Raw genomic sequence first — 23,440 nt, 5'->3', positions numbered from 1 at the left:
CGCCCGGTCTCAGGCCGCCACCCGCGCCCCCGGCTGCTCCCCCGGCCGCTCCCCCGCCCGCTCCCGCTCCACCATCGCGGCCAGCCGCCCGCCCGGCCGGTCCGCCAGCTCCGACCAGCGGCCGCGCTCGACCACCCGGCCGGCGTCCAGCACCAGCACCTCGTCCACGCTGCCGTCGTCCAGGCCGGCCAGCCGGTGGGTGATCAGCAGGGTGGTGCGGCCCGCGGTGGCCGCCAGCAGGTCGGCCGTCAGCGCGTCCGCGGTGGCCACGTCCAGGTGTTCGGCGGGCTCGTCCAGCACCAGCACCGGGAAGTCCGCGAGCAGCGCCCGGGCCAGGGCCAGGCGCTGGCGCTGGCCGCCGGACAGCCGCGCGCCGTGCTCGCCGACCATGGTGTCCAGGCCCTCCGGCAGGCCGTCCACCCACGCCAGCAGCCGGGCCTGCGCCAGGGCCGCCCGCAGCGCGGCCTCGTCGGCGTCCGGCCGGGCCAGGCGCAGGTTCTCCCGGACCGAGCTGTCGAAGACGTGCGCGTCCTGCGCGCACAGCCCGACCACCCGGCGGACGTCCTCGCCCGCCAGCTCCCGGGTGTCGGTGCGGCCCGCCAGCAGCACCGCCCCGGCCGACGGCTCGACGAACCGCAGCAGCGCCTGCGCCAGCGTGGTCTTGCCCGACCCGGACGCCCCGACCACCGCGATCCGGCGCCCGGCGGCCAGCTCCAGGTCGACGCCGTGCAGCGCGTCGCGCTCCGCGCCGGGCCAGCGCACCGCCAGACCGCTGACCACGACGGGCAGCGGGACGTCCGGCAGCGGCCGCGGCGCGTCCGGCTCGCGGACCGGGAGGGGCGCGGCCAGCACCTCCGCCAGCCGCTCCCGGGAGGCCCGGGCCCGCTCCCGGAACCGGACCGCCGTCGGCATCCCCGCCACCGCCTCGAACGCGGCCAGCGGCGTCAGCACCACCACCGCCAGGCACACCCCCGGCAGCGCCCCCGACGCCACCGCGCGCACCCCGACCGCCGACGCCGCCACCACCGTCAGCCCCGACACCAGCGCCACCAGGCCCGCCGAGAGGCCGCTCGCGGCGGCCGAGCGGGCCGCCAGCCGGGTCAGCGCCCGGTCCGCGTCCCGGGCCGCGCCCAGGCGGCGCGGCAGCGCGCCCGCGACGGTCAGCTCGGCGGTGCCGGTCAGGGTGTCCAGCACGGCGGTCGCCAGCTCGCCGCGGGCGGGCGCGTGCCGGCGCTCGGTCCGGCCGGAGATCCGGCGCTCCAGCGCCGGGACGGCCGCGCCCGCCAGCAGCAGCCCGAGCGCCAGCACCAGGCCCGCCGCCGGCAGGAACGCGGCCAGGGCCGCCGAGGCGCCGAGCGAGACCACGGCGGCGACGGCGGCCGGCAGCCGCCAGCGCAGGTGGAAGTCCTGCACCGCGTCCACGTCCGCGACCAGCCGGGAGAGCAGGTCGCCGCGCCGGAACTGCGGCAGCCCGGCCGGGGCCAGCCGCTCCAGCCGGCGGTAGACGGCCGTCCGCACCCCGCCGAGCGCCTTCAGCACCGCGTCGTGCGCGACCAGCCGCTCGGCGTACCGGAACACGCTCCGCCCGATCCCGAACGCCCGCACCGAGGTCACCGCGACCATCAGGTACAGCACCGGCGGCAGCTGCGAGGCCCGCGAGATCAGCCAGCCGGACGTCCCCATCAGCGCGACGGCGCAGCCCAGCGCGAGCGCGCCCAGCAGGACGGCGAGCCAGAGCCGCGGGACGCGGTCGGCGGCGGTCAGGGACGCGGGGAGCCGCCCGGGGCGGGAGGCGACGGCGGTCGGACCGGGCTCCGGCGCGGCCTGCGCCCCGTGGTCCGCGCCCTGCCGGGCGGCCGCCCCTTTGAGCGGCAGGTCGCTCCGGTGCCGGGTCCGAAGGGCTTCGCCTCCCGCTCCGCGCGGCTCCGCGCGCCCCTGGTCCCGCGCCGGCGGAACGGCGTCCGGGCCCGGGAGGTGGACGTGGTGGTCGGCGAGGGCGATCAGGGCGGGGCGGTGGGTGACGAGCAGGACGGTGCGGTCGAGGGCGCGGAGGGTGTCGAGGAGGGCCGCCTCGGTGACCGGGTCGAGGTGGGCGGTGGGTTCGTCGAGGATCAGGACGGGCCGGTCGGCGAGCAGGGCGCGGGCCAGGGCGAGGCGCTGGCGCTGGCCGGCGGAGAGGCCGTGGCCGTTCTCGGCGAGCCGGGTGCCGGGGGCGGCGAAGTCGACGTGCGCGGCGGCGAGGGCGGCGGCGAGCCGGTCGTCGGTGGCGTCGGGGCGGGCGAGGCGGACGTTCTCGGCGACCGTCCCGGCGAACAGCTGCGGGTGCTGCGGCACCCAGGCGACCTGGGCGTGCCAGCTCGCGGGGTCGGTCTCGGCGAGGTCCTGGCCGCCGACCAGGACCCGTCCGGCGTCGGGGCGGACGAAGCCGAGCAGGGCGTGCACCAGGGTGGTCTTGCCGGCGCCGCTCGGGCCGGTGAGGACGGTGGTGCGCCCGGCCGGGACGGTCAGCGAGAGGTCGGTGAGGGTGTCGCCGCCGCGGCCGGGGTGGCGCACCGTCAGGTGCTCGACCCGCAGGTCGGCGGCGGCCGGGGCGGGGCGGGTGCCGTCGGCCGGCCGCGGGGTCTCCAGCACCTCGAAGATCCTCCCGGCGGCGGCCAGGCCCTCCGCGCTGGAGTGGTAGAGGGCGCCGACCTGGCGGATCGGCAGGTAGACCTCGGGGGCGAGGACCAGCACCAGCAGGCCGGTCTCCAGGTCGAGGGTGCCGTCGACCAGCCGGAAGCCGATCGAGACGGCGACCAGGGCGACCGAGAGGGTGGAGAGCAGTTCCAGCGCGAAGGAGGAGACGAAGGCCAGCCGCAGGGTGCGCAGGGTGGCCCGCCGGTAGTCCTCGGTGATCCGGCCGATCGCCCGGGCCTGGGCGCGGGCCCGGCCGAAGACCTTCAGGGTGGGCAGTCCGGCGACCACGTCGAGGAAGTGGTGGGAGAGCCGGGCGAGTCCGGCGAACTGACGGTCGGTGCGGGCCTGGGTGGCGTGGCCGATCAGGATCATGAAGAGCGGGATCAGCGGCAGCGTGACGCAGACGATCGCCGCGGACTCCCAGTCGGCGCCGAGGATGCGGGCCAGCACGACCAGCGGGACGACCACGGCGAGCGCCAACTGCGGGAGGTAGCGGGCGAAGTAGTCGTCGAGGGCGTCGACGCCGCGGGTGGCGAGGGTGGCCAGGTCGCCGGTGCGGCGGCCGGCGAGGTAGCCGGGGCCGAGCGCGGTGGCGTGGTCGAGCAGCCGGCGGCGCAGGGTGGACTTGACGGCGGCCACCGAGCGGTGGGCGGTCAGTTCGGTGAGCCAGGCGACCAGCGCCCGGCCGAGCGAGACCGCCGCCAGGCCGAGCAGCGGTCCCCACAGCGGGGCGCGGCCGTGCTGGAAGGACCCGACCACCAGGGTGGCGATCAGCCCGGCCTGGGCCACCAGCAGGGCCGCGCCCGCCCCGCCGAGCAGGACGGACCCGGCGAGGAAGGCGCGGGTGGTGCGGGCGTGCGCCAGCAGCCGGGGGTCGATCGGGCGCATCCGCTGCTGGCGGTCCATCGGTTCGGCTCCTGCGGTCAGTGGTGCGCGGCGGCGGGGATGTGCTGGACGCCGATCCGGCGGCGGAACACCCAGTACGTCCAGCCCTGGTAGAGCAGCACGAGCGGGGTGAAGACCACGGCGACGACCGTCATCACCTTGAGCGTGTAGGGCGAGGAGGAGGCGTTGGTGACGGTCAGCGACCAGGCGCCGTCCAGGGTGGAGGGCATCACGTCGGGGAACAGCGCCAGGAAGAGCATCCCGACGGCGGCCACGACGGTCAGGCCGCTGAGCGTGAACGCCCAGCCCTCGCGGGCCAGCCGGTTGGCGCCGAGCGCGCCGAGCAGGGCGAGCACGGCGACCACCAGCGCGGCCAGGCTCCAGCCGTTGCCGGAGTGCTGCTGCGTCCAGACCAGGAAGACCGCGGCGAGCACGGCGGTGACCAGGCCGAGGCCGGTGGCCTGGGCGCGGGCCCGGACCCGGATGTCGCCGCTGGTCTTGAGCGAGGCGAACACCGCGCCGTGGAAGGTGAACAGCACCAGGGTGGTGAGGCCGCCGAGCAGGGCGTACGGGTTGAGCAGGTCCCAGAGCGTGCCGACGTAGTTCTTGTCCCGGTCGATGTCGACGCCGTGCACGATGTTGGCGAAGGCGACGCCCCACAGGAAGGCGGGCAGCAGCGAGGTCCAGAAGACGGCCAGTTCCCAGTTGCGCTGCCAGCGGGCGCCGTCGCGCTTGGCCCGGTACTCGAAGGCGACGCCGCGGACGATCAGGCAGACCAGGATCAGCAGCAGCGGGATGAAGAAGCCGCTGAACAGGGTGGCGTACCAGTCGGGGAAGGCCGCGAAGGTGGCGCCGCCCGCGGTCAGCAGCCACACCTCGTTGCCGTCCCAGACCGGACCGATGGTGTTGATCAGGACCCGGCGCTCGGTGGTGTCCCGGGCCAGCAGCCTGGTCAGGACGCCGATCCCGAAGTCGAAGCCCTCGAGGAAGAAGTAGCCGATCCACAGGACGGCGATCAGGATGAACCAGAGGTCGTGCAGGTGCATGTGATCCGTCCTCAGTACGCGAAGGCGAGGGGCTGGTCGGCGTCCTCGTCGTCGGAGGGGCCGCGCAGCGTCGGGTCCTTGGCGGGCGGCTGCTCGGCCGTGTTCGGCCCGGCGGCGGCGTACTTGGCGAGCAGCCTGACCTCGATGACGGCGAGCACCGCGTACAGCGCGGTGAGGGTGGTCAGGCCGACCAGCTGGGTGCCGACGGTGACGTTGGGGGAGACCGCGTCGCGGGTGCGCATCAGGCCGAACACCACCCAGGGCTGGCGGCCCATCTCGGTGAAGATCCAGCCGAAGCTGTTGGCGAGCAGCGGGAAGCCCATGGTGAGGATGCCGATCCGCCAGCTCCACCGGGTGAAGAAGACGCTCATCTCGCGGTTCCTGGTGAGCATCAGCTTGGGCGGCTCGTCCTCGCCGGTGCGGTGCTCGGGGGCGAGCCAGAACGTCCGGCGGGTGGTCCACAGGCCGATCAGCGCGGCGGCGAAGGACGTCATGCCGAAGCCGATCATCAGCCGGAAGCCCCAGTAGGTGACGAAGATGTTGGGGATGTAGTCGTCCGGCTGCCCGCCGTACCGGGCGGCCTCGGCGGCGGCGGTGTCGTTGATGCCGGGCACCGAGGAGGAGAAGTCGTTGTGGGCGAGGAAGGACAGTATCCCGGGGATCTCCAGCTCGACCGAGTTGTGCCCCTTCGAGACGTCGCCGACCGCGAACACCGAGAACGGGGCGGGCGCCTGGGTGTCCCACAGGGCTTCGGCGGCGGCCATCTTCATCGGCTGCTGCTCGAACATCACCTTGCCGAGGGTGTCGCCGCTGATCGCGGTGCCCAGGCCGGCGACCACGGCGATGGCCAGGCCGACCCGCAGCGAGGTGCGCATCGCGGCGGTCTTGCGGCCGTCGGGCTGCTTGCCGCGCTTGGCCCGCCACAGGTGGTAGCTGGCGATGCCGACCACGAAGGCGGCGCCGGTGAGGAAGGCGGCGGTGAGGGTGTGGAAGACCTGCACCACGGTGGTGTTCTGGGTCAGCACCCGGACGATGTCGGTGAGCTGGGCCTTGCCGGTGGCCGGGTCGATCCGGTAGCCGACCGGGTGCTGCATCCAGGAGTTGGCGGCCAGGATGAAGTAGGCGGACAGCGCGGTGCCGATCGCCACCAGCCAGATGCAGGCCAGGTGGATCTTCTTCGGGAGCCGGTCCCAGCCGAAGATCCACAGGCCGATGAAGGTGGACTCGAAGAAGAAGGCGATCAGCGCCTCCATCGCCAGCGGGGCGCCGAACACGTCGCCGACGAAGCGGGAGTAGTCGGACCAGTTCATGCCGAACTGGAACTCCTGGACGATGCCGGTGACCACGCCCATGGCGATGTTGATCAGGAAGAGCTTGCCCCAGAACTTGGTGGCGTGGAAGTACTTCTCCTTGCCGGTGCGGACCCAGGCGGTCTGCAGACCGGCCACGATCGAGGCCAGGCTGATGGTGAGCGGCACGAAGAGGAAGTGGTAGACGGTGGTGATGCCGAACTGCCATCGCGAGATGGTCTCGTGAGCGACTGCTAGGTCCACTGCGCCTTCTCTCGGGGTGTGCACATAACGGACGGAAGGGATATTTGCACCCGGGCGCACCATACCCACCCAAGCTTGTCCGCTTGTGAACGTGAACACGTTCACAAGGGAAGTATCCATGATGCTTATCGGTGCGGAAGCACGGGGGTGGGGTGTTCTCGGACACGCCGATGATCCGGGGTCCGGCCGGCCCCCCACAAGCAGCGTCCGGGCAGCCCCGGTGTACCGAACGGCGCTTGACACCGCCCGCCCTGACCTGGCGTCAGCCCGCCGCCCGGCCCCGGCGCGACCCGGGCCCCGGCGACCCGGACCCCGGTGGTACGGGCCCCGGTGGCACGGACCCCGGCGGTACGGGCCCCGGCGGTACGGGCCTCAGTGGCCCGCGCCTCAGCGTTGCAGCGGCAGCGAGAGCCGGAAGACCGCGCCCTCGCCCGGCGCGGTGCGCAGGGCCAGCTCGCCGCCGTGCGCCGACACCAGGGCGCTGGCGATCGCCAGGCCCAGGCCCGATCCCCCGGCCTCGCCGGCCCGGCGGGTGCGCGCCGCGTCCGCCCGGTAGAAGCGCTCGAAGACCAGGGCGGCCTGCTCCTCGGTCAGGCCCGGGCCCTGGTCGGCGACCTCCAGCAGGCAGGCGCCCTCGGCCCGGCCCACCCCGATCCGCACCGCGGTGCCGGACGGGGTGTGCTTGGCCGCGTTGCCCACCAGGTTGGTCACCACCTGGCGCAGCCGGGCCTCGTCGCCCAGCACCGGCGCGGGCTGCGGTGCGCCCCGTCCGTCCGGGCCGGTCAGCGCGACCGGGCGGCCCGGGTCCAGCGCGGTCAGGTCGTGCAGGGCGTCGGCGGCCAGCGTGCGCAGGTCCATCGGGGCCAGGTTGAGCGGGCGCTCCTCGTCCAGGCGGGCCAGCATCAGCAGGTCCTCGACCAGCGCGCCCAGCCGCACCGCCTCCGACTCGATCCGGTCCATCGCCCGGTCCACGTCCTGCAGCGCGCCCATCCGGTGCAGTTCGGCGAAGCCGCGGATGCCGGCCAGCGGGGTGCGCAGCTCGTGCGAGGCGTCCGCGACGAAGCGGCGCATCCGCTGCTCCGAGGCGGCCCGGGCGGCGAACGCCGTCTCGATGTGGGTGAGCATCCCGTTCAGCGCGGCGGACAGCCGGCCCGCCTCGGTGCGCACCGGCAGGTCCGGCATCCGGTACGACAGGTCGCCGTCGGCGATCCGCTGGGCGCCCGCCTCCAGTTGGCGCAGCGGGCGCAGCCCGGCCCGGACCGCGAGCGCGCCGAGCCCGGCCAGGCCGGCCAGCACCGCGGCGCCGATGGTCAGGAAGGTGGTGCGCAGGTGCGAGATGGTGGACTGGACGTCCGCCAGCGGCACCGCGACCTGCACGTACTTGGGGGCGGCCAGGTCGGTGCCGGAGGCGCGTTGCAGCGGCAGCACCATCGAGCGCCACTCGCCGGCCTTCGGCCCGGAGGCGGTGAACGGCTCGTCCAGCCGGTCGGTCAGCCCCTTGCGGTCCAGCGCGGGCAGCTGCGGGGCCGGGTCGGAGTCGCTCAGCGGCTGCCGGATCACCGACAGCACCGAGCCGTCCTCGGCCAGGTAGCGCACCACGTACTCGCTGGGCAGGCTCTGCCCGGAGCGGCGGCCGGCGGTCTGCGTGCTGCTGAACACCGAGGCGGTGGTCTGCCGGCTCGGCGGGCGGCGGGAGAGCGGTTCGGCGAACCGGTCGAGCTGCTCGTCGGCCCGGTCCACCAGCTGTCCGCGGACGGTGCCCAGCACCAGGGTGTCGCTCACCACCAGGCCGGTGGTGACCAGGAGCAGCGCGAGCACCAGCAGGCGCACGCGCAGCGAGAAGCGGGCCACCTCAGCTGTTCGGCGGGCGGCGCAGCGCGTAGCCGATGCCGCGCACCGTGTGGATCAGCTTGGGGCCGTGCACCGGGCCGGAGTCGAGCTTGCGGCGCAGGTAGGAGATGTACGACTCGACGATGGACAGGTCGCCGCCGAAGTCGTAGGCCCACACGTGGTCGAGGATCTGCGCCTTGGAGACCACCCGACCGACGTTGGCCATCAGGTAGTGCAGCAGCTTGAACTCGGTGGGCGAGAGCGAGACCGGGACGCCGCCGCGGGTCACCTCGTGCGCGGTCGGGTCCAGGGTGAGGTCGGCCACCACCAGGCGGCCGTCGTCGGCCGGGCCGCCGGCCCGGCGCAGGATCGCCCGGATCCGGGCGATCAGCTCCTCCAGGCTGAACGGCTTGGTGACGTAGTCGTCGGCGCCGACCGCCAGGCCCTGCACCTTGTCGCCGGTGCCGTCCTTGGCGGTCAGGAACAGCACCGGGACGTGCTCGGGGCTCTGCGGCCACTGGGTCTGGTCGCGCAGCCGCTGCACCACGGTGAAGCCGTCCAGGTCGGGCAGCATCACGTCCAGGACGACCAGGTCGGGGCGCTCGGCGGCGACCGCGTCCAGGGCCTCCTGGCCGGTGGCGGCGGAGGCCACCCGGAAGCCGGAGAACCGCAGGCTGGCCGAGAGCAGCTCGCGGATGTTCGGCTCGTCGTCGACCACCAGCAGGAACGGCTCGCCGCCGACCTGGGTCGCCGCGGCCGGGTTCGACTGCACTGCGCCTGACACGATTGCTCCGCCTCCCGGCCGGACGAATGGGCCACCCCGGACACCACGGGGCCTGTCCGCGGTGCCCGCCGGGGTTCGACCGAACGGACACCGTCGGACAGACCCTAGCCCGGCCAGGCTACGCAAAGTGAATGAAGATTGGATTAGTCATCCGCTCGTGCCCGAACCGGTACCGGATCCTCCGCCGTTGCCACCGCCGGTGGCCGTGCCGTTACCGCCGCCCCGGGCGCCGCCGAAGCCGCCCACCGCGCTGCCCTCGGTGAGCTGGGTGGCGTTGTAGGAGCCGTCGTCGGCCTTGCTGCCGGTCACGGTGACGGTCTGGCCGGGCTGGAGGTCGCCGACCTTGCCCTCCTTGGTGGTGGTGACCTTGGTGGAGTCCTGGGTGGTGACCTTGACGGTGGTGCCGTTGGCCTCGGTCAGGTAGACGGTGGTGCCGTCCACCGACTTCACGGTGCCGCGGGTGAAGCCGGCCGCCGCGCCGCCGGGGAACTGGCCGGTGCCGCCGGCCTGGCCGTTCTGGCCGCCGCCGTACCCGCCGCCGTACCCGCCGCGGCCGGTGCCGCCGCCGGGGAAGCGCTCGTTCGAGGCGCCCGCCCGGTTGGCGGCGGTGCCGCCGCCGGTGCCGTTGTCCTTCTGGTACCAGACGCCGCCCGCGAAGGAGAGCACCGCGATGACGCAGCCGGCCAGCGCCAGGGTCGGCCAGGGGAGCTTGCGGCGCGGTGGCGCGGCCAGCTCGGCGGTGATGTCGCGGGCGTCCGGCGCGGTGGCCAGCAGCTCCTGGTCGTCAGACATGGGGGAGTCTCCTTCTACTCGTGCCGGAGGGCGTCGATCGGGCGCAGCGAGGCGGCCCGGTTGGCGGGGTAGCTGCCGAAGAACAGTCCGATGGCGACGGCGATGCCGAACGCGCCGAACACCGACTCGGGGATCACCACCGGCTTGATGCCGACCACCGAGAAGTGCGAGCCGACGATCCCGGCCAGCACGCCGAGCCCGGCGCCGATCACCGACAGCAGGGTCGACTCGGCGAGGAACTGGCCGAGGATGACCGCGCGGGGCGCGCCGAGCGCCTTGCGGATGCCGATCTCCTTGGTCCGCTCGGTGACCGTCACCAGCATGATGTTGGTGATGCCGATGCCGCCGACCAGCAGCGAGATCGCGGCGACCGCGCCGAGCAGGACGGTGAAGGTCTTGCCGGTGGACTCGCGGGCGCTCAGCAGCGAGGTCTGGTTGCTGATCCGGAAGTCGGCCTTGGTGGCGTCCTTGATGGCGTGGGTGCCCATCAGGATGCGGGTGATGTCGGACTGCGCCTCGGTGGTGGCCTCGGCGGAGCTGGCCTGCACCAGGATCTGGTTGACCGAGCCGAAGCCGGTGAACGCGTTCTGCACGGTCGGCAGCGGGGCGACCACCACGTCGTCGGGGTCGTTGAAGCCGCTGGAGCCCTTGGTGGCGAGCACGCCGACCACGGTGAACGGGGTGCCGCCGATGGTGATCTTCTTGCCGACCGGGTCCTCGTTCGCGAACAGCTCCTTGGCGGTGGTCGAGCCGAGCACCGCGACCTTGCGGGAGTTCAGCACGTCGTCGGCGGAGAAGTAGTCGCCCTTGTCGACCTTCAGGTTGGAGGTCTCGAAGTAGGCGGGGTAGGTGCCGACGATCTGGCCGGGCTGGTACGAGACGTTCCCGTACAGCGCGGTGCCGCTGGTGGTGACCACCGGGGCGACCGACTTGATGGACGGGGCGTCGGTGGCCGAGGCGAGCGCCTTGGCGTCGTCCACGGTGAGCTTCTTGGCGGCGGTCGCCGCGCCGCGCGAGGCGGCGGAGGAGACGGTCAGCGAGTTGGTGCCGAGCGAGGTGATCGAGTCCTTGACCGCCGCCGAGGAGCCGTTGCCGACCGCGAGCAGCAGGATCACCGAGGCCACGCCGATCAGCACGCCGAGCATGGTCAGCGCGGAGCGGACCTTGTTGGCGGCCAGGCCGGCCACCGCGAAGCGGAGCATCTGCCAGGCGATCACGCGACCACCCCCGCGGCGGCGGCCAGCGCGGGCGGCGGCCCGTCGACCGGGGCCTGCCGGACGTCGGAGACGATCGCCCCGTCGACCAGCCGGACCACCCGCTTGGCGTGCAGCGCGACCTCGTCCTCGTGGGTGATCACCACCACGGTGCGGCCGAGCGCGTTGAGCCCGTCGATGATGCCCAGCACCTCCTCGGTGGAGCGGCTGTCGAGGTTGCCGGTGGGCTCGTCGGCCAGCAGCATCGCGGGCGCGGTGACCAGCGCCCGGGCCACCGCGACGCGCTGCTGCTGGCCGCCGGAGAGCTGGTTGGGCTTGTGCCCGGCCCGCTCGGCCAGGCCGACCAGGCTGAGCGCGGCCATCGCCCGGCGGCGCCGCTCGGCGGCCCGGACGCCCGCGTAGGCCAGCGGCAGCTCGACCTGGGCCAGCGCGGTGGTGCGGGGCACCAGGTTGAACGACTGGAACACGAAGCCGATCTTGCGGTTGCGGACCAGCGAGAGCTGGCCCTCGTCGAGGTGGCCGACGTCGGTGCCGTCCAGCAGGTAGCGGCCGGAGCTGGGCACGTCCAGGCAGCCGAGGATGTTCATCAGGGTCGACTTGCCGGAGCCGGAGGAGCCCATCACCGCGACGTAGTCGCCCTCCGCGATGTCCAGGTCGACGCCGAGCGGCTCGCCGCCGCCGGTCATCGGCCCGCGCAGGGCGTGCACGACGGCGTCGCCGTGGCCGTACGACTTGGTGACCCGGCGGATCTGGATCACCGGGGGCTTGGCGGTGCGCATCAGCGGGTGCCTCCGGCGCCGCCGCCGCTGCGGGTGCCGCCGGTGCCGCCGAAGCCGCCCGCCGTGCCGCCGAAGCCGCCGGCCGCGCCGCTGCCCAGGCCGGGGAACTGGCCGGACGGGAAGCCGTTGCCGGTGCCCGCGGTGGTGGAGGTCAGCTCGACCTTCTCGCCCTCGGTCAGGCCCTCGGTGACCTGCACGGTGCTGTCACCCTCGATGCCGACGGCGACCTGCACCCGCTCGGTGCTGCCGTCGTCGTGCACCACGGTCGCGGTGCGGCTGCTGCCGGTGCCCTGGAGGGCCGCGGTGGGCACCGACAGGGCGTCCTCGGCGGAGCCGGTGGTCACCGAGATGGTGGCGCTCAGGCCGGTGCGCAGGGTCGAGGTGTCGCCGCCGATCTGGAGCGTCGCGCCGTACTGCACGGCGCCGTTGGTGGAGCTGGAGGGCAGCGAGCTGACCGACAGGACGGTGGCGTCCAGCTTGGTGTCGGACTGCGCGTTCAGGGTGACGGTCGCCGCCTGGCCCTTCTTCAGCTTGAGCGAGTCCAGCTCGGAGAAGTTCGCGGTGACCTCCATCCCGGTCGGGTTGGTCAGCACGATGAAGCCGGACGGGGTGGTGCCCGAAGTGCCGCTGCCGGTGGTGGTCTTGGCGCCGGACGAGGAGCCGGAGGAGGAGCCGCCCGAGGAGCTCGACGCGCCCGAGGAGCCGGTGCCGGAGACGGTGTCGCCGACCTTGCCGGAGATCGAGGCGACGGTGCCGTCGGTGGTCGCGGTGAGCGTGGTGCCGGCCAGCGCGTCCTTGGCGTTGGTGAGCGTCGCCTCGGCGTTGTCGACCTGCTGCTGGGCGGAGGCCACCTGCGCCTGGTCGACCTTGACGGTGGTCGTGGTGGTCGGCTGCGGGGCGCTCTGGGCGCCCGCGCCGGAACCGCCGGAGGCGGCGGAGCCGCCCGAGCCGGTGCTGCGGCCGGAGTTCGAGGAGCCGGCCACCGTGGTGGTGACCGTCTCGCCCGCCTCGGCCTTGGTCAGGTTGGCCTCGGCCGTGTTGAGCGCGGCCTGCGCCTGGTCGACCTGCTGCTGGGCGGCGGCGGTGTCGACGGTGGCGAGCACCTGGCCCTTCTTCACCGCGTCGCCGACCGCGACCTTCACCGCGGTGAGCTTGCCGCCGGTGGTGAAGTCCTGCCCGGCGTCGGAGGGCGAGAACAGCGTGCCCGATCCGGACACGGTGGCCTGGACCGTTCCCTTGCTGACCGTGGCGGTCCTGACCCTGGAACTGGTGGCGGCCTTGCTGGTGCCGCTGTCCAGGTTGACGTACGCCAGGGCGACCCCGCCGAGCAGGGCCACGCCGAGCGCGGAATTGACGAGGACGGCCCCACGCCGTCGCGGAAGCACCTTCATGGCGCAGAAGCATCGTCGGGTGCTCTTGCGCCGCCCTGGGCGAATCCTGGGAGCTGGCTGTGCGCGGTGATCCGGACAAACGCCCGCACACCTCCCGCCCGGGGGCCGGTGCCCTACCCGTCGACCCCCAGCTCTTGACCGGACTCCCGGCGACCTCCCAGCAAAGTCCCGTCAGTGCTTCACGCGGGCGCCCGGTACGGCGGGACCGGGCCACCGGACGGGACGGAACCGGGCTCGGTCGGTGAGCCTGCCCGCGAAGCGGTCGGGGTACGCCTGCCGGTCGAAGTGCCCGTGCCCGGGGAGCGCGCGCACGACCGCCCCCGACCCGCCGGACTCCCGGTGGGCCGGCGCCTCGACCGCCCCGGCCGGATGTCGCACCGGGCGGTGGCGGCCGGGCCGGCCCACCCGGGCCCTCCCCGCGGTGCGTGGTGCGCGGGCCGCGGGGAGTCCTTCCATCCGGCCGGGGCGGGCGACAGCGCTGCCCGCCGGGCCGCCTGACGACCGCTCAGAGTTCCTTGCGGAACGCCTCCGCGGCGGCCAGGAAGAGGTCGTTGCCCCTGACCTCGCCGATCGAGACCCGCACGCCCTCGCCCGCGAACGGGCGGACCACCACACCGGCCTCGGCGCAGGCGGCGGCGAAGTCGAGGGTGCGGTCGCCCAGGCGCAGCCAGACGAAGTTGGCCTCGGAGTCGACGACCGTCCAGCCCTGGGCGCGCAGCGCGGCGGTGACCCGGGTGCGCTCGGCGACCAGGTCCTCGACCCGCTCCAGCAGGGCGTCCTCGGCGCGCAGCGAGGCGACCGCGGCGTCCTGGGCGAGCTGGCTGACGCCGAACGGGACGGCGGTCTTGCGCAGCGCGTCGGCGACCGGCTCGTGGGCGACCGCGAAGCCGACCCGCAGGCCGGCCAGGCCGTACGCCTTGGAGAAGGTGCGCAGCACGCAGACGTTGGGGCGGTCGCGGTAGAGCTCGATGCCGTCGGGGACGTCGGCGTCGCGGATGAACTCGCGGTACGCCTCGTCCAGCACCACCAGGACGTGCGCCGGGACGGCGTCCAGGAAGCGGACCAGCTCCTCGCGGTGCAGGGCCGCGCCGGTCGGGTTGTTGGGGTTGCAGACGAAGACCAGCCGGGTGCGGTCGGTGATCGCGGCGAGCATCGCGTCGAGGTCGTGGGCCTCGTCGGCGGTCAGCGGGACGGGCACGGGGGTGGCGCCGGCGACCTGGGTGATGATCGGGTACGCCTCGAACGAGCGCCAGGCGAAGACGACCTCCTCGCCGGGGCCGGCCGTGGAGAGCACCAGGGACTGGGCGACGCCGACCGAGCCGGTGCCGGTGGCGACGTGCTCGGCGGGGACGCCGAAGCGCTCGGCGAGTTCGGTGACCAGGCCGCTGACCGCCATGTCGGGGTAGCGGTTGAAGTCGCCCGCGGCGGCGATCGCGGCTTCCAGCACGCCGGGCAGCGGCGGATAGGGGTTCTCGTTGGAGGAGAGCTTGAAGGCGTCGGCTCCGGCGGGCTTGCCCGGCTTGTAGCTGGGGATGCCGTCCAGGCTGGACCGCAGGCGGGGGCCGTGTTCGCGCTGAACCACGGGGTTCTCCGTTTCTTGTTCCTCGGCGGTGGCGACGTTCCGCCCCCGGTCGGGTGCCGTGAACGATACCGACCGCCCTCACCCGTGCGGGTGAGATGCTCGTCCGGGTTACGGGTGCAGTTCAGCCATTCTGCCGGGTTCCTTTGGCACATGTCAGAGGTATCCGGGCCGGAAAACGGCGGTGATCGAAGGGCGTTCACCGGAGCCGTTCATGGAGAAACGTATCTTCAACGTCCGGTAGCGAAGCGGTCACGGAACGCCGTCATGCGCCATACGATCGGTCCGCCATGACAGCAGCAGCCAACCAGAACGGTCGACGGGCCACCGCGTCCCGGCGCCTGGAGCGGGCCGGCATCCGGGACGTCGCGGCGGCCGCCGGCGTGTCCATCACCACCGTCTCGGACGCCCTGAACGGCAAGGGCCGACTCCCCGACGAGACCCGCAGCCGGGTCCGCGAGGTCGCCGAGCGGCTCGGCTACCGGCCGTCCGCGGCCGCCCGCACCCTGCGCACCGGGCGGTCCGGCCTGATCGGCCTGACCGTCACCACGTACGGCGAAGAGCCGTTCACCTTCACCGAGTTCGCCTACTTCGCCGAGATGGCCCGGGCCGCCACCAGCGCCGCGCTGGGCCGCGGCTACGCCCTGGTCGTGCTGCCCGCCTCCTCCCGGCACGACGTCTGGAGCAACATCGCGCTCGACGGCACGGTGGTGATCGACCCGCCCGACCAGGACCCGCTGGTCACCGAGCTGTACCGGTCCGGCGTCCCGGTGGTCTCCGACGGCAAGCCGGGCAACTGCCCGGTCACCGCCTGGGTCGACAACGACCACGAGGCCGCCGTGCTGGGCATCCTGGAGCACCTGAGCGAGGCCGGCGCCCGCCGGATCGGCCTGCTCACCGGCACCTCCACCGACACCTACACCCGGCTCTCCACCGAGGCGTACCTCGCCTGGTGCGACCGGGTCGGCCAGGAGCCGGTGTACGAGGCGTACCCGGCCCACGACCCGGCCGCCGGGGCGGTGGCCGCCGACCGGCTGCTGGCCCGCCCGGACCGCCCGGACGCGGTGTACGGCCTGTTCGACCCGAACGGCACCGACCTGCTGGCCGCCGCCCGGCGCTACGGGCTGCGCGTCCCGGACGACCTGCTGCTGGTGTGCTGCAGCGAGTCCGACGTGTACGCCAACACCGAACCGCCCATCACCACGCTGTCGCTGAAACCCCGTCGGATCGGCACCACCGTGGTCAACCTGCTGATCGACGCGATCGAGGGGGTCGACGCCGGCACCGGCACCGCCCCCGGCCGGCTCTTCCCGCCCCGCTACCGCACCGCCGGCACCGGCCCGCCGCCCGGCACCCTGATGCCCACCGAACTGATCGTCCGGGCCTCCTCGCAGCGCCGCACCCCGCGCACCACCGTCAGTCCGCCCCGGCCGCCGGGCGAGGTGTAGGCGCCGGACCGCCCTCCCGCACCGGTCGATACCCACCCCGAACGGGACGTACCGGACCGGCCGGACGGCCGCCGCGGGGCGGGGCGGGCGGGTCCACGGAAATCGGATACCGACCAGGTGAGGACGGCAGGAGAGTGCGCTTCCTATGATGGGCGAATGACACCCGAGGACCTCTTCCGCGAACCCGAGCACCCGCACTCGGGCCCCCGCCCCCGCCAGGACCTCGACGTGCTCCCGCAGGGCTCCTACTTCGAACCGGCCGAACCCGCCGGCTACCCGTACGAGGAGACGTACAGCACCTTCGGCGGCGCCCGCTACCTGGAACAGCACTGGGCCCCCGCAAGCCAGTTCGGCGCCGACGCGCCCCCCGTCCCCGGGCACTACGCGCCCACCGGGCAGGCCCCGCACGAGGACCCGCCGACCATCGAGCTCGGCCCGCCGATCGACACCCAGCCGGTCGAGGTGCACTTCCCGTACCCGCAGCCCGAGCCCGGCGAGGGCCCCGGCCCGCTGTTCGTCATCGGCGACGTGCACGGCTACCTCGACGAGCTGCTCGCCGCCCTCCACCAGCAGGGCCTGATCGACACCGAGGGCCACTGGTCGGCCGGCCGCTCCCGGGTCTGGTTCCTCGGCGACTTCACCGACCGCGGCCCCGACGGCATCGGCGTGATCGACCTGGTCATGCAGCTCGCCGCCGAGGCCGCCGCGGCCGGCGGCTACTGCCGCGCCCTGATGGGCAACCACGAACTGCTCTTCCTCGGCGCCTCCCGCTACGGCGACGAGGCCGTCCAGTCCACCGCCGGCACCGCCTCCTTCCTCGCCGCCTGGCGGCTCAACGGCGGCCAGCAGCACGACCTGGAGCGCCTGCAGCCGCACCACGTCAGCTGGCTGTCCCGGCTGCCCGCGATGGCCCTGGAGGACGGCCACCTGCTGCTGCACTCCGACACCACCGCGTACCTGGAGTACGGCGAGACCATCGCCGACGTCAACGACGCCGTGCACGCCCTGCTCGCCGACGAGGGCATCGACGAGTGGTGGGACGCCTTCCGCAAGTTCACCAAGCGCTTCGCCTTCCGCGGCCAGGCCGGCACCATGGCCGCCCAGGAACTGCTCGCCGTCTACGGCGGCTACCGGGTCGTCCACGGCCACAGCCCGATCCCGTACCTCACCGGCGACCAGCCCGAGGACGGCACCCCGCCGCACGTCCCCGGCCCCTACATCTACGCCGACGAGCTGGCCATCGCGATGGACGGCGGCGTGACCATGGACGGGCGGCTGCTGGTCGCCCGGCTGCCGCTGAACTGACCCCGGGTCGGACCGGCGCACTGCCGACCGGCCGAGCCGCTGAACAGCCGAACGTCAACCGGGCGTTCCGACAAGGGGGCTGAAGGAACGGAAGTTCCGGAAAGAGGCTGTCGGCCCGCTCCCGCGCACCCCTACCATCGAGGCCACTGACCTCAGTCGACCTCGCGGAACGGGGTACCCCTCCCATGAGCAACCCCCCGCGCCTGCTCGCCGAGGACCGCGCCGACTTCGCGCGCCTGCTCGGCGAAGTGCTGCGCGACACCGGCGTACGCCGGGCCCTCGCCGAACCAGGCGTCCACCTCACCGCCGAACAGCTCCACACCAAGGCGCTCGCCGACGCCGACCGCGTCGCCGCACCCGCCGCACCCGAGTACGCCCACTACCTGGCGCTGCGCACCGCGCTCGCCGAGCACCCGGGCACCGCGCCGCCCGCCGGGGCCGGGCTGTTCCCCGTCCTGACCGTGCTCACGCCCGTGCTGGCCGGCGCCGCCGGACTCGTCCTGCTGCTGCTCGGCTGGCTGCTGCGGGCCGCCGCACCCGACCTGGTGCTCGGCCGCTCCACCGTCACCGCCGGCGTCCTGGCCCTCGCCGTCGCGGCCGGCGCCCTGCTCATCGGCGGCGCCGGACTCGTCCTCACCGCCCTGCGCAACTCCTCCGCCGCCCCCGGCAACGCCGACCCCCAGCAGCACGCCGACCTCGCCGAGGCCCGCGAGACCTGGCGCACCGCGCTGCGCGAACGCGCCCTGCTGCCCTGGCTGCACGCCAACCTGACCGCCGCCCCCGCGTCCGCCCCGCTCCCGTCCGCCCGCACCGCCCCGCCCGACCTGCACAGCCCCGGCTACAGCAGCGCCGCGTACTCCAGCCCCGGCTTCAGCAGCCCCGGCGCCGAAGGGCTGACCGACGACCGGGGCCGCCCGCGCGCGGCCGAGTTCACCGGACCCGGCTACTCCTCCCCCGACTTCACCAGCCCCGGCCCCGAGGGCCTCACCGACGACCGGGGCCGCCCGCGCTCCGACGGCCCCGGCTTCACCGGCCCCAACGAGGTCTGACCCCGCCGACGGGCCCGGGTCAGGCCGCCACCTCGGCCCAGACCGCCTTCCCGTACCGCCCCATCGGCTCGACGCCCCAGTCGACCGCCAGGTCCGCCACCAGCCCGAGCCCCCGCCCGCCCTCGCCCTCCTCCGGCCCGGGGTCGCGTCGGCGGGGCAGCACGGCGGAGGGGTCGGACACCGTGATCAGGAGCCGGCCCGCCCGCAGCTCGATGAGCACCGTCGGCGCGCCCCCGTGGCGAACCGCGTTGGTCAGCAGTTCGGACAGGACCAGGCAGGCCGCCCAGTCGTCACGGCCGAGCGCCCGCAGGGCGTCCCGCAGCAGCCGCCTGGTGATCCCGATCCCGGCCGGAGCCGGCGGCGGGTGCAGGTCGAACCGGAAGTGCGCGTCGTCCGGCGGCAGTGGTACGGGTGTTTCGAGCATGGCAGGCTCCAGTCCCCTGGTGTCCGTGAGCTCACCGACTGCGGTCCGTGGCCTGCCTTCCGGCCGACGCGCGGGCGTGGCCGAGGTGCGCTTCGAACCGCGCTGACAGGAGGTCAGTGGGTGACGCAGGGCCACCGTAGGGCAGCGGGGGCAAATCTTGCTACCTGCCCGATATTCGATTCACTCTTACGGGGGATAGCCGCTCCACCGCCTTTTATCGAGGTGGACCCGCTCCGAGGCGGTGCGGCACACTGGCACCACCCGCCAGGAGAGGGACGCATGCCACCCCGAATGTCACCTACCGTGCGCCAGCAGCGGCTGGGCATCGAACTCCGCAAGATGCGCACGCAGGCGGACATGACCCCGCAGGCCATGGCGGCGGCGCTGGGCACCGACCCGCCCAAGATCTCCCAGATGGAGTCGGGCAAGGCGGGCATCAGCGCCGAGCGGCTCCGCTCCTGGGCGGCCGCCAGCAAGTGCGACAACTCCCGGCTGGTCGACGCCCTGGTCACCATGGCGCAGGACCGCGGAAGGCACTGGTGGGACGAGTACCGGGGCAAGCTGTCGGCGGGGTTCCTCGACACCGCCGAGATGGAGTGGCACTCCGGCGGTTCCGTGTCCTGGGCGATCACGTACGTCCCGGGGCTCCTGCAGACCGTCGCGTACGCCGGTGCCATCTTCGCCCGGGCCAGGCCGTCGCTCCCCCGCCACGAGATCGACCTCCGCACGGCGTTCCGGATCCAGCGGCAGAGCATGAGCGTGGGCGGGGAGAAGCCCTGCACGGCCTTCATCCACGAAGCCGCGCTGCGGATGCGGTTCGGCGGCCCCGCAGTGCTCCGGGCGCAGCTCGACAGCCTGCTGGAGGACTCCGAACGCCCCAACATCACGGTCCGGGTGGTCCCGTTCGACGTGGACACCTTCCCCGGACAGGCGGAGGACCTGCGCCTGATCACCGGCGTCGTCCCCGAACTGGACACGGTGCAGGTCGACCTCACCCACAGGACCCTGTTCATCCATGCCGAGGCCGATCTGAACGCCTACCGCAAGATGATCGCCGAGGTGGCGGAGGTCGCGCTCTCCCCGCAGGAGTCCCGGGACTTCATCCACCGCATCGCAAAGGAACTGAAAGGCAAGGCACGATGAACAACTGGCAGAAGTCCACCTTCAGCGGGAACTCCCACGAGTGCGTCGAGGTCCGCACCGTGGACGGGGTGGTCGAGGTGCGCGAGTCCGACACCGGCGACGTCGTGATCCGTACGACCCCGCGGAAGTTCGCCGCCTTCCTCAAGGGAGCCCGGGCCGGCGAGTTCGACCACCACGGCGACTTCTCCGCGTAGCGCCCGGCCCGCTCCGCCGCCAGCCCCCGCCCGCCCGGCGGGGGCTTATCCCATTTATGGAGCACTCTTGCTACTCACCGAAGAGTAGGTCTACGGTTACGGCCATCGCAGCCAGCCGGGCCGCCGATGAGTCGGAGCGCAGCCATGTCTTCGATGGGCCCCACCTCCGGCCCGTCCCGGAACGGGACGCGGTCTCCTGCTCCGCCAGGTCCGAGCACCGTGACACGCCAAGGGAGTTCCGCCGCTCTCCGGGTCCAGTGGATCGCCGACGCCCTGCACGGGTTGAGCGGGCGTCCCGCCGCCTCGGTGCGGTTGAGGGGCGGGGTCGTCCGGGTGACCCTCCGGATCGAATCGTCCGCCGCGTCAGCCGAACTGACGGCGGCGCTGCTCCGGGTCCTCTCCCGGGGCGACCGGTTCGGACACAGCACCGGGGCCGGCTGGGAAAGGATCTGGGCCGAGGTCGACCGGGCCTCCGAGGACAAGGTGCCAACGGATTGAAACTCGTCGACCACTACTCGGCCGATCACCCCACCCTGCTGTGGTACGCCGTCGGTGAGGACCCGCAGGGCCTGCTGCTGGCCCAGTCCAGCGACGGCGTCTTCCTGACGCTGGCCGCCGACCGCCGGCGCCGCCTGCTCGTCCTCCCGCCCGACGAGTGGGCCGACCTGTGCGACGCCGTCAAGTCCGGCCGGCTGGACGGGGTGCTGGGCGGGCGCGTCCTGTGCGCGGACCCGAACCGGCCGCTGAACCCCGTACCGGCCGCGCACCGGTCGACCGCCTGATCCGGGTCACCGGCCGCGCGGCCCGGTCACCGGCCGCGCGGCGCCCGCAGGGCCAGCGCCACCGGCACGCCCAGCGCGCACAGCACGGCGCAGCCCGTCCAGACCAGGGTGTACGCGCCCTCCGCGGGCACCTCGGCGCGCAGCACCAGGTGGTCCAGCACCGCCGCCGCGACCACGCCCGCCGCCGCGCCCGCCAGCGACTTCAGGGTGTTGTACACGCCCGTCCCGATGCCGGTCTGGTCGGCCGGCAGGCGCCGCATCAGCAGGGCCGGCAGCAGGCTCAGCCCCAGCCCGGCCCCGTACCCGGCCAGCGCGCCGCCCAGCACGAACTGCCAGGCCGCCGCGTGCCCGAGCGCGATCGTCCCGTAGCCCGCGGCGCACAGCGCGAAACCGGAGCCGAGCACGGCGGGGGCGTCGTGGCGGCGGACCAGCCGGTGGGCCGTCACCGCGCCCAGGGTCGCCGCCACCGTCTGCGGCAGCACCAGCAGGCCGAGCACCAGCGGCACCGCGCCCAACCCGTAGCCGGTCTCCGCGGGCTCCGCCGCCTGGAACGCCAGCGTCGGCCCCTGCGCCCCGTACAGCGCGCAGCCCAGCAGGAAGCTCAGCCCGAACACCGGCGCGGTGGCCCGCCGGGCCAGCAGCCGGACGTCCACCATCGGCTCGGCGGCGCGCAGTTCCTGCCGGACGAACAGCGCCAGCAGCAGCGCCCCCGCCGCCAGCAGCGGCAGCACCACCGTGCCCGGCAGCACCCCGCTCGCGCCCAGGCCCGCCAGCAGCAGGGTCAGGCCCAGCGAGAGCAGGCCCGCGCCCGCCCAGTCGATCCGGCCCGCCGCCCGGGTCTCCGACTCCGGGACCAGCCGCCACACCACCGGCAGGGCCAGCAGCGGCAGCGCCGCCAGCGCCCACAGCAGCGGCCGGGTGGCCGCCGGGTCGGCGCCCAGGCCGCCGACCGCGAGCGCGCCCAGCGTCGAGCCGACCGTCAGCGCGCCCACCAGCGGCCCGACCGCCCGGCCGCCGCGCTCCTCGCCGAGGCGGTCGCGCAGGACGGCGAACTCCAGCGGCAGCCAGCAGGCCAGGAAGCCGGACAGCGCCCGGCCCGCCAGCAGCACCGGCAGGTCCGGTGCGAGCGCGGTGACCGTGAAGCCCAGCAGGGTCAGCAGGACGGTGGCGCGCAGCAGTCGGCGGTGCCCGTACAGGTCGCCCAGCCGGGAGGTCAGCGGCACCGCGACGCCCGACACCAGGAACTCCGCGCCCAGCGCCAGGCTCAGGTCCGAGGCGCGCAGGTCGAGGTGCTCGCCGAGCCGGGGCAGCAGGATCGGGAACCCGCCCTGGAGCACCCCGCTGGCGAACTCCACCAGGGCCAGCAGCGGCACGGCGGACGGCGCGGCGGAGGACGGCGCGGGACGGGACGGGCGGGCGGCGGTGGCGGTCATCGGCGGTTCCGTGGGGGTGCGGAGGGTGGTGGGGGTGGCGGCAAGGATGGCTAACCTGGAGGCCACCGCCCCGTCCGCGCACGAATCCGTTCCTGCGGCCGACCCCGCGCAAGGATCAGCCATGATCGACGAACTCGACCTGGCGCTCGTCGACGCCCTCCGGGTCGACCCGCGCGCCCCCTGGTCCCGGCTGGCCGCCCCGCTCGGCGTCGACCCCGCCACCCTGTCGCGCCGCTGGGCCCGGTTGACCGCGAACGGCGACGCCTGGGTCACCTGCTACCCCTCCGCCGACCGGATCGGCCGCGGCCTGACCGCCCTGGTCCGGGTCGACTGCCCCGCCGACCGGGTCACCGAGGTCGCCGCGGCCCTCGCCCGGCACCCGCAGACCGCCAGCATCGAACTCGTCACCGGCGACGCCGACCTGCTGCTCACCGTCGCCGCGTACGACCACGCCGCCCTCACCGGCTACCTGCTGGAGCGGCTCGGCAGCGTCCCCGGCGTGCTGCGCACCCGCACCACCCTGGTCGAGCGCACCCTGGTCGAGGGCAGCCGCTTCTCCAACGGCGCGCTCGACGCCGAACAGCGCCGCGCCATCGCCGCCCCGCCGCCCGGCGCGGCCCGCCCGGTCGCCGACCGGCGGGTCGAGGAGGACCTCGCGCTCATCCGGGCGCTCGGCGCGGACGGCCGGATGCCCTACGCCGAACTCTCCGCCCGCACCGGCCTGCCCGCCACCACCGTCCGCCGCCGCCTGGCCGAACTGCGGGCCGGCGGCCGCGCGGTGCTGCGCTGCGACGCCTCGCCCCGGGTCACCGGCCACCCGGTCGGCGCGATGCTCTGGCTGGACGTCCCGCCCGCCGACCTGCCCGACGCCGCCCGGCGCCTCACCGCCCTCCCGCAGACCCGGATGTGCGCCGTCACCGTCGGCCCCGCGAACCTCGCCCTCTACCTGATCGCGCCCCAACTCCCCGACCTGCGACGGATCGAACAGGACCTCGCCCACCACCACCCGGCGATCCGGGTCCGCGACCGCCACGTCACCCTGCGCACCCTCAAGCTGGTCGGCCACCTCCTCACCCCGGACGGCCGCCGGACGGACTACGTCCCGATCGAGCCCTGACCGGCCGGCACCGCCG

At 74.3% G+C, this 23,440-nt stretch carries 19 protein-coding genes; 7 read left to right on the top strand and 12 right to left on the bottom strand.

From position 1 onward, the window contains the following. Positions 1 to 9: 9 nt before the first annotated feature. The 10 genes from cydD to hisC all read right to left on the bottom strand — a co-directional run bounded on the left by cydD (position 10) and on the right by hisC (position 14,532). Positions 10 to 3,564 (bottom strand): thiol reductant ABC exporter subunit CydD, encoded by a 3,555-nt coding sequence (cydD, locus tag ACIQVD_RS17840; protein ID WP_402290092.1) that lies wholly within the window; start codon positions 3,562 to 3,564, stop codon positions 10 to 12. A gap of 35 nt (positions 3,565 to 3,599) precedes the next feature. Next, positions 3,600 to 4,607, bottom strand: a complete 1,008-nt coding sequence (gene cydB / locus ACIQVD_RS17835) for a cytochrome d ubiquinol oxidase subunit II (protein WP_402290046.1) — start codon at positions 4,605 to 4,607, stop codon at positions 3,600 to 3,602. Between the two features lie 11 nt (positions 4,608 to 4,618). Then, positions 4,619 to 6,160, bottom strand: coding sequence for a cytochrome ubiquinol oxidase subunit I (locus ACIQVD_RS17830; RefSeq protein ID WP_402290044.1), 1,542 nt, complete (start codon positions 6,158 to 6,160; stop codon positions 4,619 to 4,621). Positions 6,161 to 6,547: 387 nt separating this feature from the next. After that, a complete protein-coding gene (locus ACIQVD_RS17825) occupies positions 6,548 to 8,011 on the bottom strand; it encodes a sensor histidine kinase (protein WP_402290042.1) in 1,464 nt (487 codons plus the stop codon). A 1-nt stretch (position 8,012) separates the two neighbouring features. Continuing rightward, the gene (locus ACIQVD_RS17820) at positions 8,013 to 8,774 is read right to left on the bottom strand and encodes a response regulator transcription factor (RefSeq protein ID WP_282202038.1); all 762 of its coding nucleotides are present in this window, start codon (positions 8,772 to 8,774) and stop codon (positions 8,013 to 8,015) included. A gap of 147 nt (positions 8,775 to 8,921) precedes the next feature. Further along, positions 8,922 to 9,566, bottom strand: a complete 645-nt coding sequence (locus ACIQVD_RS17815; protein WP_400692254.1) for a hypothetical protein — start codon at positions 9,564 to 9,566, stop codon at positions 8,922 to 8,924. Between the two features lie 14 nt (positions 9,567 to 9,580). Next, positions 9,581 to 10,783 carry an ABC transporter permease gene (locus ACIQVD_RS17810; protein ID WP_400692251.1) on the bottom strand — a complete coding sequence of 401 codons (1,203 nt, stop codon included), beginning with the start codon at positions 10,781 to 10,783 and terminating at the stop codon, positions 9,581 to 9,583. Continuing rightward, positions 10,780 to 11,559, bottom strand: coding sequence for an ABC transporter ATP-binding protein (locus ACIQVD_RS17805; RefSeq protein WP_400692248.1), 780 nt, complete (start codon positions 11,557 to 11,559; stop codon positions 10,780 to 10,782). The genes ACIQVD_RS17810 and ACIQVD_RS17805 overlap by 4 nt, the downstream gene beginning before the upstream one ends. Beyond that, the gene (locus ACIQVD_RS17800) at positions 11,559 to 12,950 is read right to left on the bottom strand and encodes an efflux RND transporter periplasmic adaptor subunit (RefSeq protein ID WP_400692246.1); all 1,392 of its coding nucleotides are present in this window, start codon (positions 12,948 to 12,950) and stop codon (positions 11,559 to 11,561) included. Before ACIQVD_RS17800 ends, ACIQVD_RS17805 begins: the two co-directional genes overlap by 1 nt. A gap of 505 nt (positions 12,951 to 13,455) precedes the next feature. Continuing rightward, positions 13,456 to 14,532, bottom strand: a complete 1,077-nt coding sequence (gene hisC, locus ACIQVD_RS17795) for a histidinol-phosphate transaminase (protein WP_402290037.1) — start codon at positions 14,530 to 14,532, stop codon at positions 13,456 to 13,458. Between the two features lie 287 nt (positions 14,533 to 14,819). On the opposite strand from hisC, the gene ACIQVD_RS17790 reads away from it, so the two are divergent. From ACIQVD_RS17790 to ACIQVD_RS17780, 3 genes are all read left to right on the top strand, one after another. After that, a complete protein-coding gene (locus tag ACIQVD_RS17790) occupies positions 14,820 to 15,977 on the top strand; it encodes a LacI family DNA-binding transcriptional regulator (RefSeq protein ID WP_100837163.1) in 1,158 nt (385 codons plus the stop codon). A 156-nt stretch (positions 15,978 to 16,133) separates the two neighbouring features. Then, positions 16,134 to 17,282, top strand: a complete 1,149-nt coding sequence (locus ACIQVD_RS17785; protein ID WP_400692241.1) for a metallophosphoesterase — start codon at positions 16,134 to 16,136, stop codon at positions 17,280 to 17,282. Between the two features lie 185 nt (positions 17,283 to 17,467). Continuing rightward, positions 17,468 to 18,331, top strand: coding sequence for a hypothetical protein (locus ACIQVD_RS17780; RefSeq protein ID WP_400692239.1), 864 nt, complete (start codon positions 17,468 to 17,470; stop codon positions 18,329 to 18,331). A gap of 19 nt (positions 18,332 to 18,350) precedes the next feature. Here ACIQVD_RS17780 and ACIQVD_RS17775 read toward each other — a convergent pair whose 3' ends face one another. Further along, positions 18,351 to 18,755, bottom strand: a complete 405-nt coding sequence (locus tag ACIQVD_RS17775; protein WP_282202031.1) for an ATP-binding protein — start codon at positions 18,753 to 18,755, stop codon at positions 18,351 to 18,353. Between the two features lie 279 nt (positions 18,756 to 19,034). Here ACIQVD_RS17775 and ACIQVD_RS17770 point away from each other — a divergent pair, with 279 nt between their 5' ends. From ACIQVD_RS17770 to ACIQVD_RS17760, 3 genes are all read left to right on the top strand, one after another. Continuing rightward, positions 19,035 to 19,898 (top strand): helix-turn-helix domain-containing protein, encoded by an 864-nt coding sequence (locus ACIQVD_RS17770; RefSeq protein WP_400692236.1) that lies wholly within the window; start codon positions 19,035 to 19,037, stop codon positions 19,896 to 19,898. Further along, positions 19,895 to 20,092: a DUF397 domain-containing protein gene (locus tag ACIQVD_RS17765; RefSeq protein WP_400692233.1), complete on the top strand. Its 198-nt coding sequence runs from the start codon at positions 19,895 to 19,897 to the stop codon at positions 20,090 to 20,092. Before ACIQVD_RS17770 ends, ACIQVD_RS17765 begins: the two co-directional genes overlap by 4 nt. 494 nt (positions 20,093 to 20,586) lie before the next feature. Further along, the gene (locus ACIQVD_RS17760; protein WP_400692231.1) at positions 20,587 to 20,874 is read left to right on the top strand and encodes a hypothetical protein; all 288 of its coding nucleotides are present in this window, start codon (positions 20,587 to 20,589) and stop codon (positions 20,872 to 20,874) included. 26 nt (positions 20,875 to 20,900) lie between these two features. Here ACIQVD_RS17760 and ACIQVD_RS17755 read toward each other — a convergent pair whose 3' ends face one another. Then, a complete protein-coding gene (locus ACIQVD_RS17755; protein WP_402290032.1) occupies positions 20,901 to 22,307 on the bottom strand; it encodes an MFS transporter in 1,407 nt (468 codons plus the stop codon). 121 nt (positions 22,308 to 22,428) lie between these two features. Here ACIQVD_RS17755 and ACIQVD_RS17750 point away from each other — a divergent pair, with 121 nt between their 5' ends. Next, on the top strand, positions 22,429 to 23,424 hold the full coding sequence (locus ACIQVD_RS17750) for an Lrp/AsnC family transcriptional regulator (RefSeq protein WP_402290030.1): 996 nt from the start codon (positions 22,429 to 22,431) through the stop codon (positions 23,422 to 23,424). Positions 23,425 to 23,440: the final 16 nt, after the last annotated feature.

The sequence above is a fragment of the Kitasatospora sp. NPDC090308 genome (genome assembly GCF_044769485.1).
Classification (GTDB): Bacteria; Actinomycetota; Actinomycetes; order Streptomycetales; family Streptomycetaceae; genus Kitasatospora; species Kitasatospora fiedleri.
The sequence above is the reverse complement of the archived record's forward strand: the minus strand, read 5'-3'. Positions and strand labels throughout refer to the sequence as shown.

Coding starts and splice junctions, on each gene's coding strand:
- cydD (WP_402290092.1), bottom strand. CDS start 3,564: ATGCGCCCGATCGACCCCCGGCTGCTGGCGCACGCCCGCACCACCCGC.
- cydB (WP_402290046.1), bottom strand. CDS start 4,607: ATGCACCTGCACGACCTCTGGTTCATCCTGATCGCCGTCCTGTGGATC.
- ACIQVD_RS17815 (WP_400692254.1), bottom strand. CDS start 9,566: ATGTCTGACGACCAGGAGCTGCTGGCCACCGCGCCGGACGCCCGCGAC.
- ACIQVD_RS17805 (WP_400692248.1), bottom strand. CDS start 11,559: ATGCGCACCGCCAAGCCCCCGGTGATCCAGATCCGCCGGGTCACCAAG.
- ACIQVD_RS17800 (WP_400692246.1), bottom strand. CDS start 12,950: ATGAAGGTGCTTCCGCGACGGCGTGGGGCCGTCCTCGTCAATTCCGCG.
- ACIQVD_RS17790 (WP_100837163.1), top strand. CDS start 14,820: ATGACAGCAGCAGCCAACCAGAACGGTCGACGGGCCACCGCGTCCCGG.
- ACIQVD_RS17785 (WP_400692241.1), top strand. CDS start 16,134: ATGACACCCGAGGACCTCTTCCGCGAACCCGAGCACCCGCACTCGGGC.
- ACIQVD_RS17780 (WP_400692239.1), top strand. CDS start 17,468: ATGAGCAACCCCCCGCGCCTGCTCGCCGAGGACCGCGCCGACTTCGCG.
- ACIQVD_RS17775 (WP_282202031.1), bottom strand. CDS start 18,755: ATGCTCGAAACACCCGTACCACTGCCGCCGGACGACGCGCACTTCCGG.
- ACIQVD_RS17770 (WP_400692236.1), top strand. CDS start 19,035: ATGCCACCCCGAATGTCACCTACCGTGCGCCAGCAGCGGCTGGGCATC.
- ACIQVD_RS17765 (WP_400692233.1), top strand. CDS start 19,895: ATGAACAACTGGCAGAAGTCCACCTTCAGCGGGAACTCCCACGAGTGC.
- ACIQVD_RS17755 (WP_402290032.1), bottom strand. CDS start 22,307: ATGACCGCCACCGCCGCCCGCCCGTCCCGTCCCGCGCCGTCCTCCGCC.
- ACIQVD_RS17750 (WP_402290030.1), top strand. CDS start 22,429: ATGATCGACGAACTCGACCTGGCGCTCGTCGACGCCCTCCGGGTCGAC.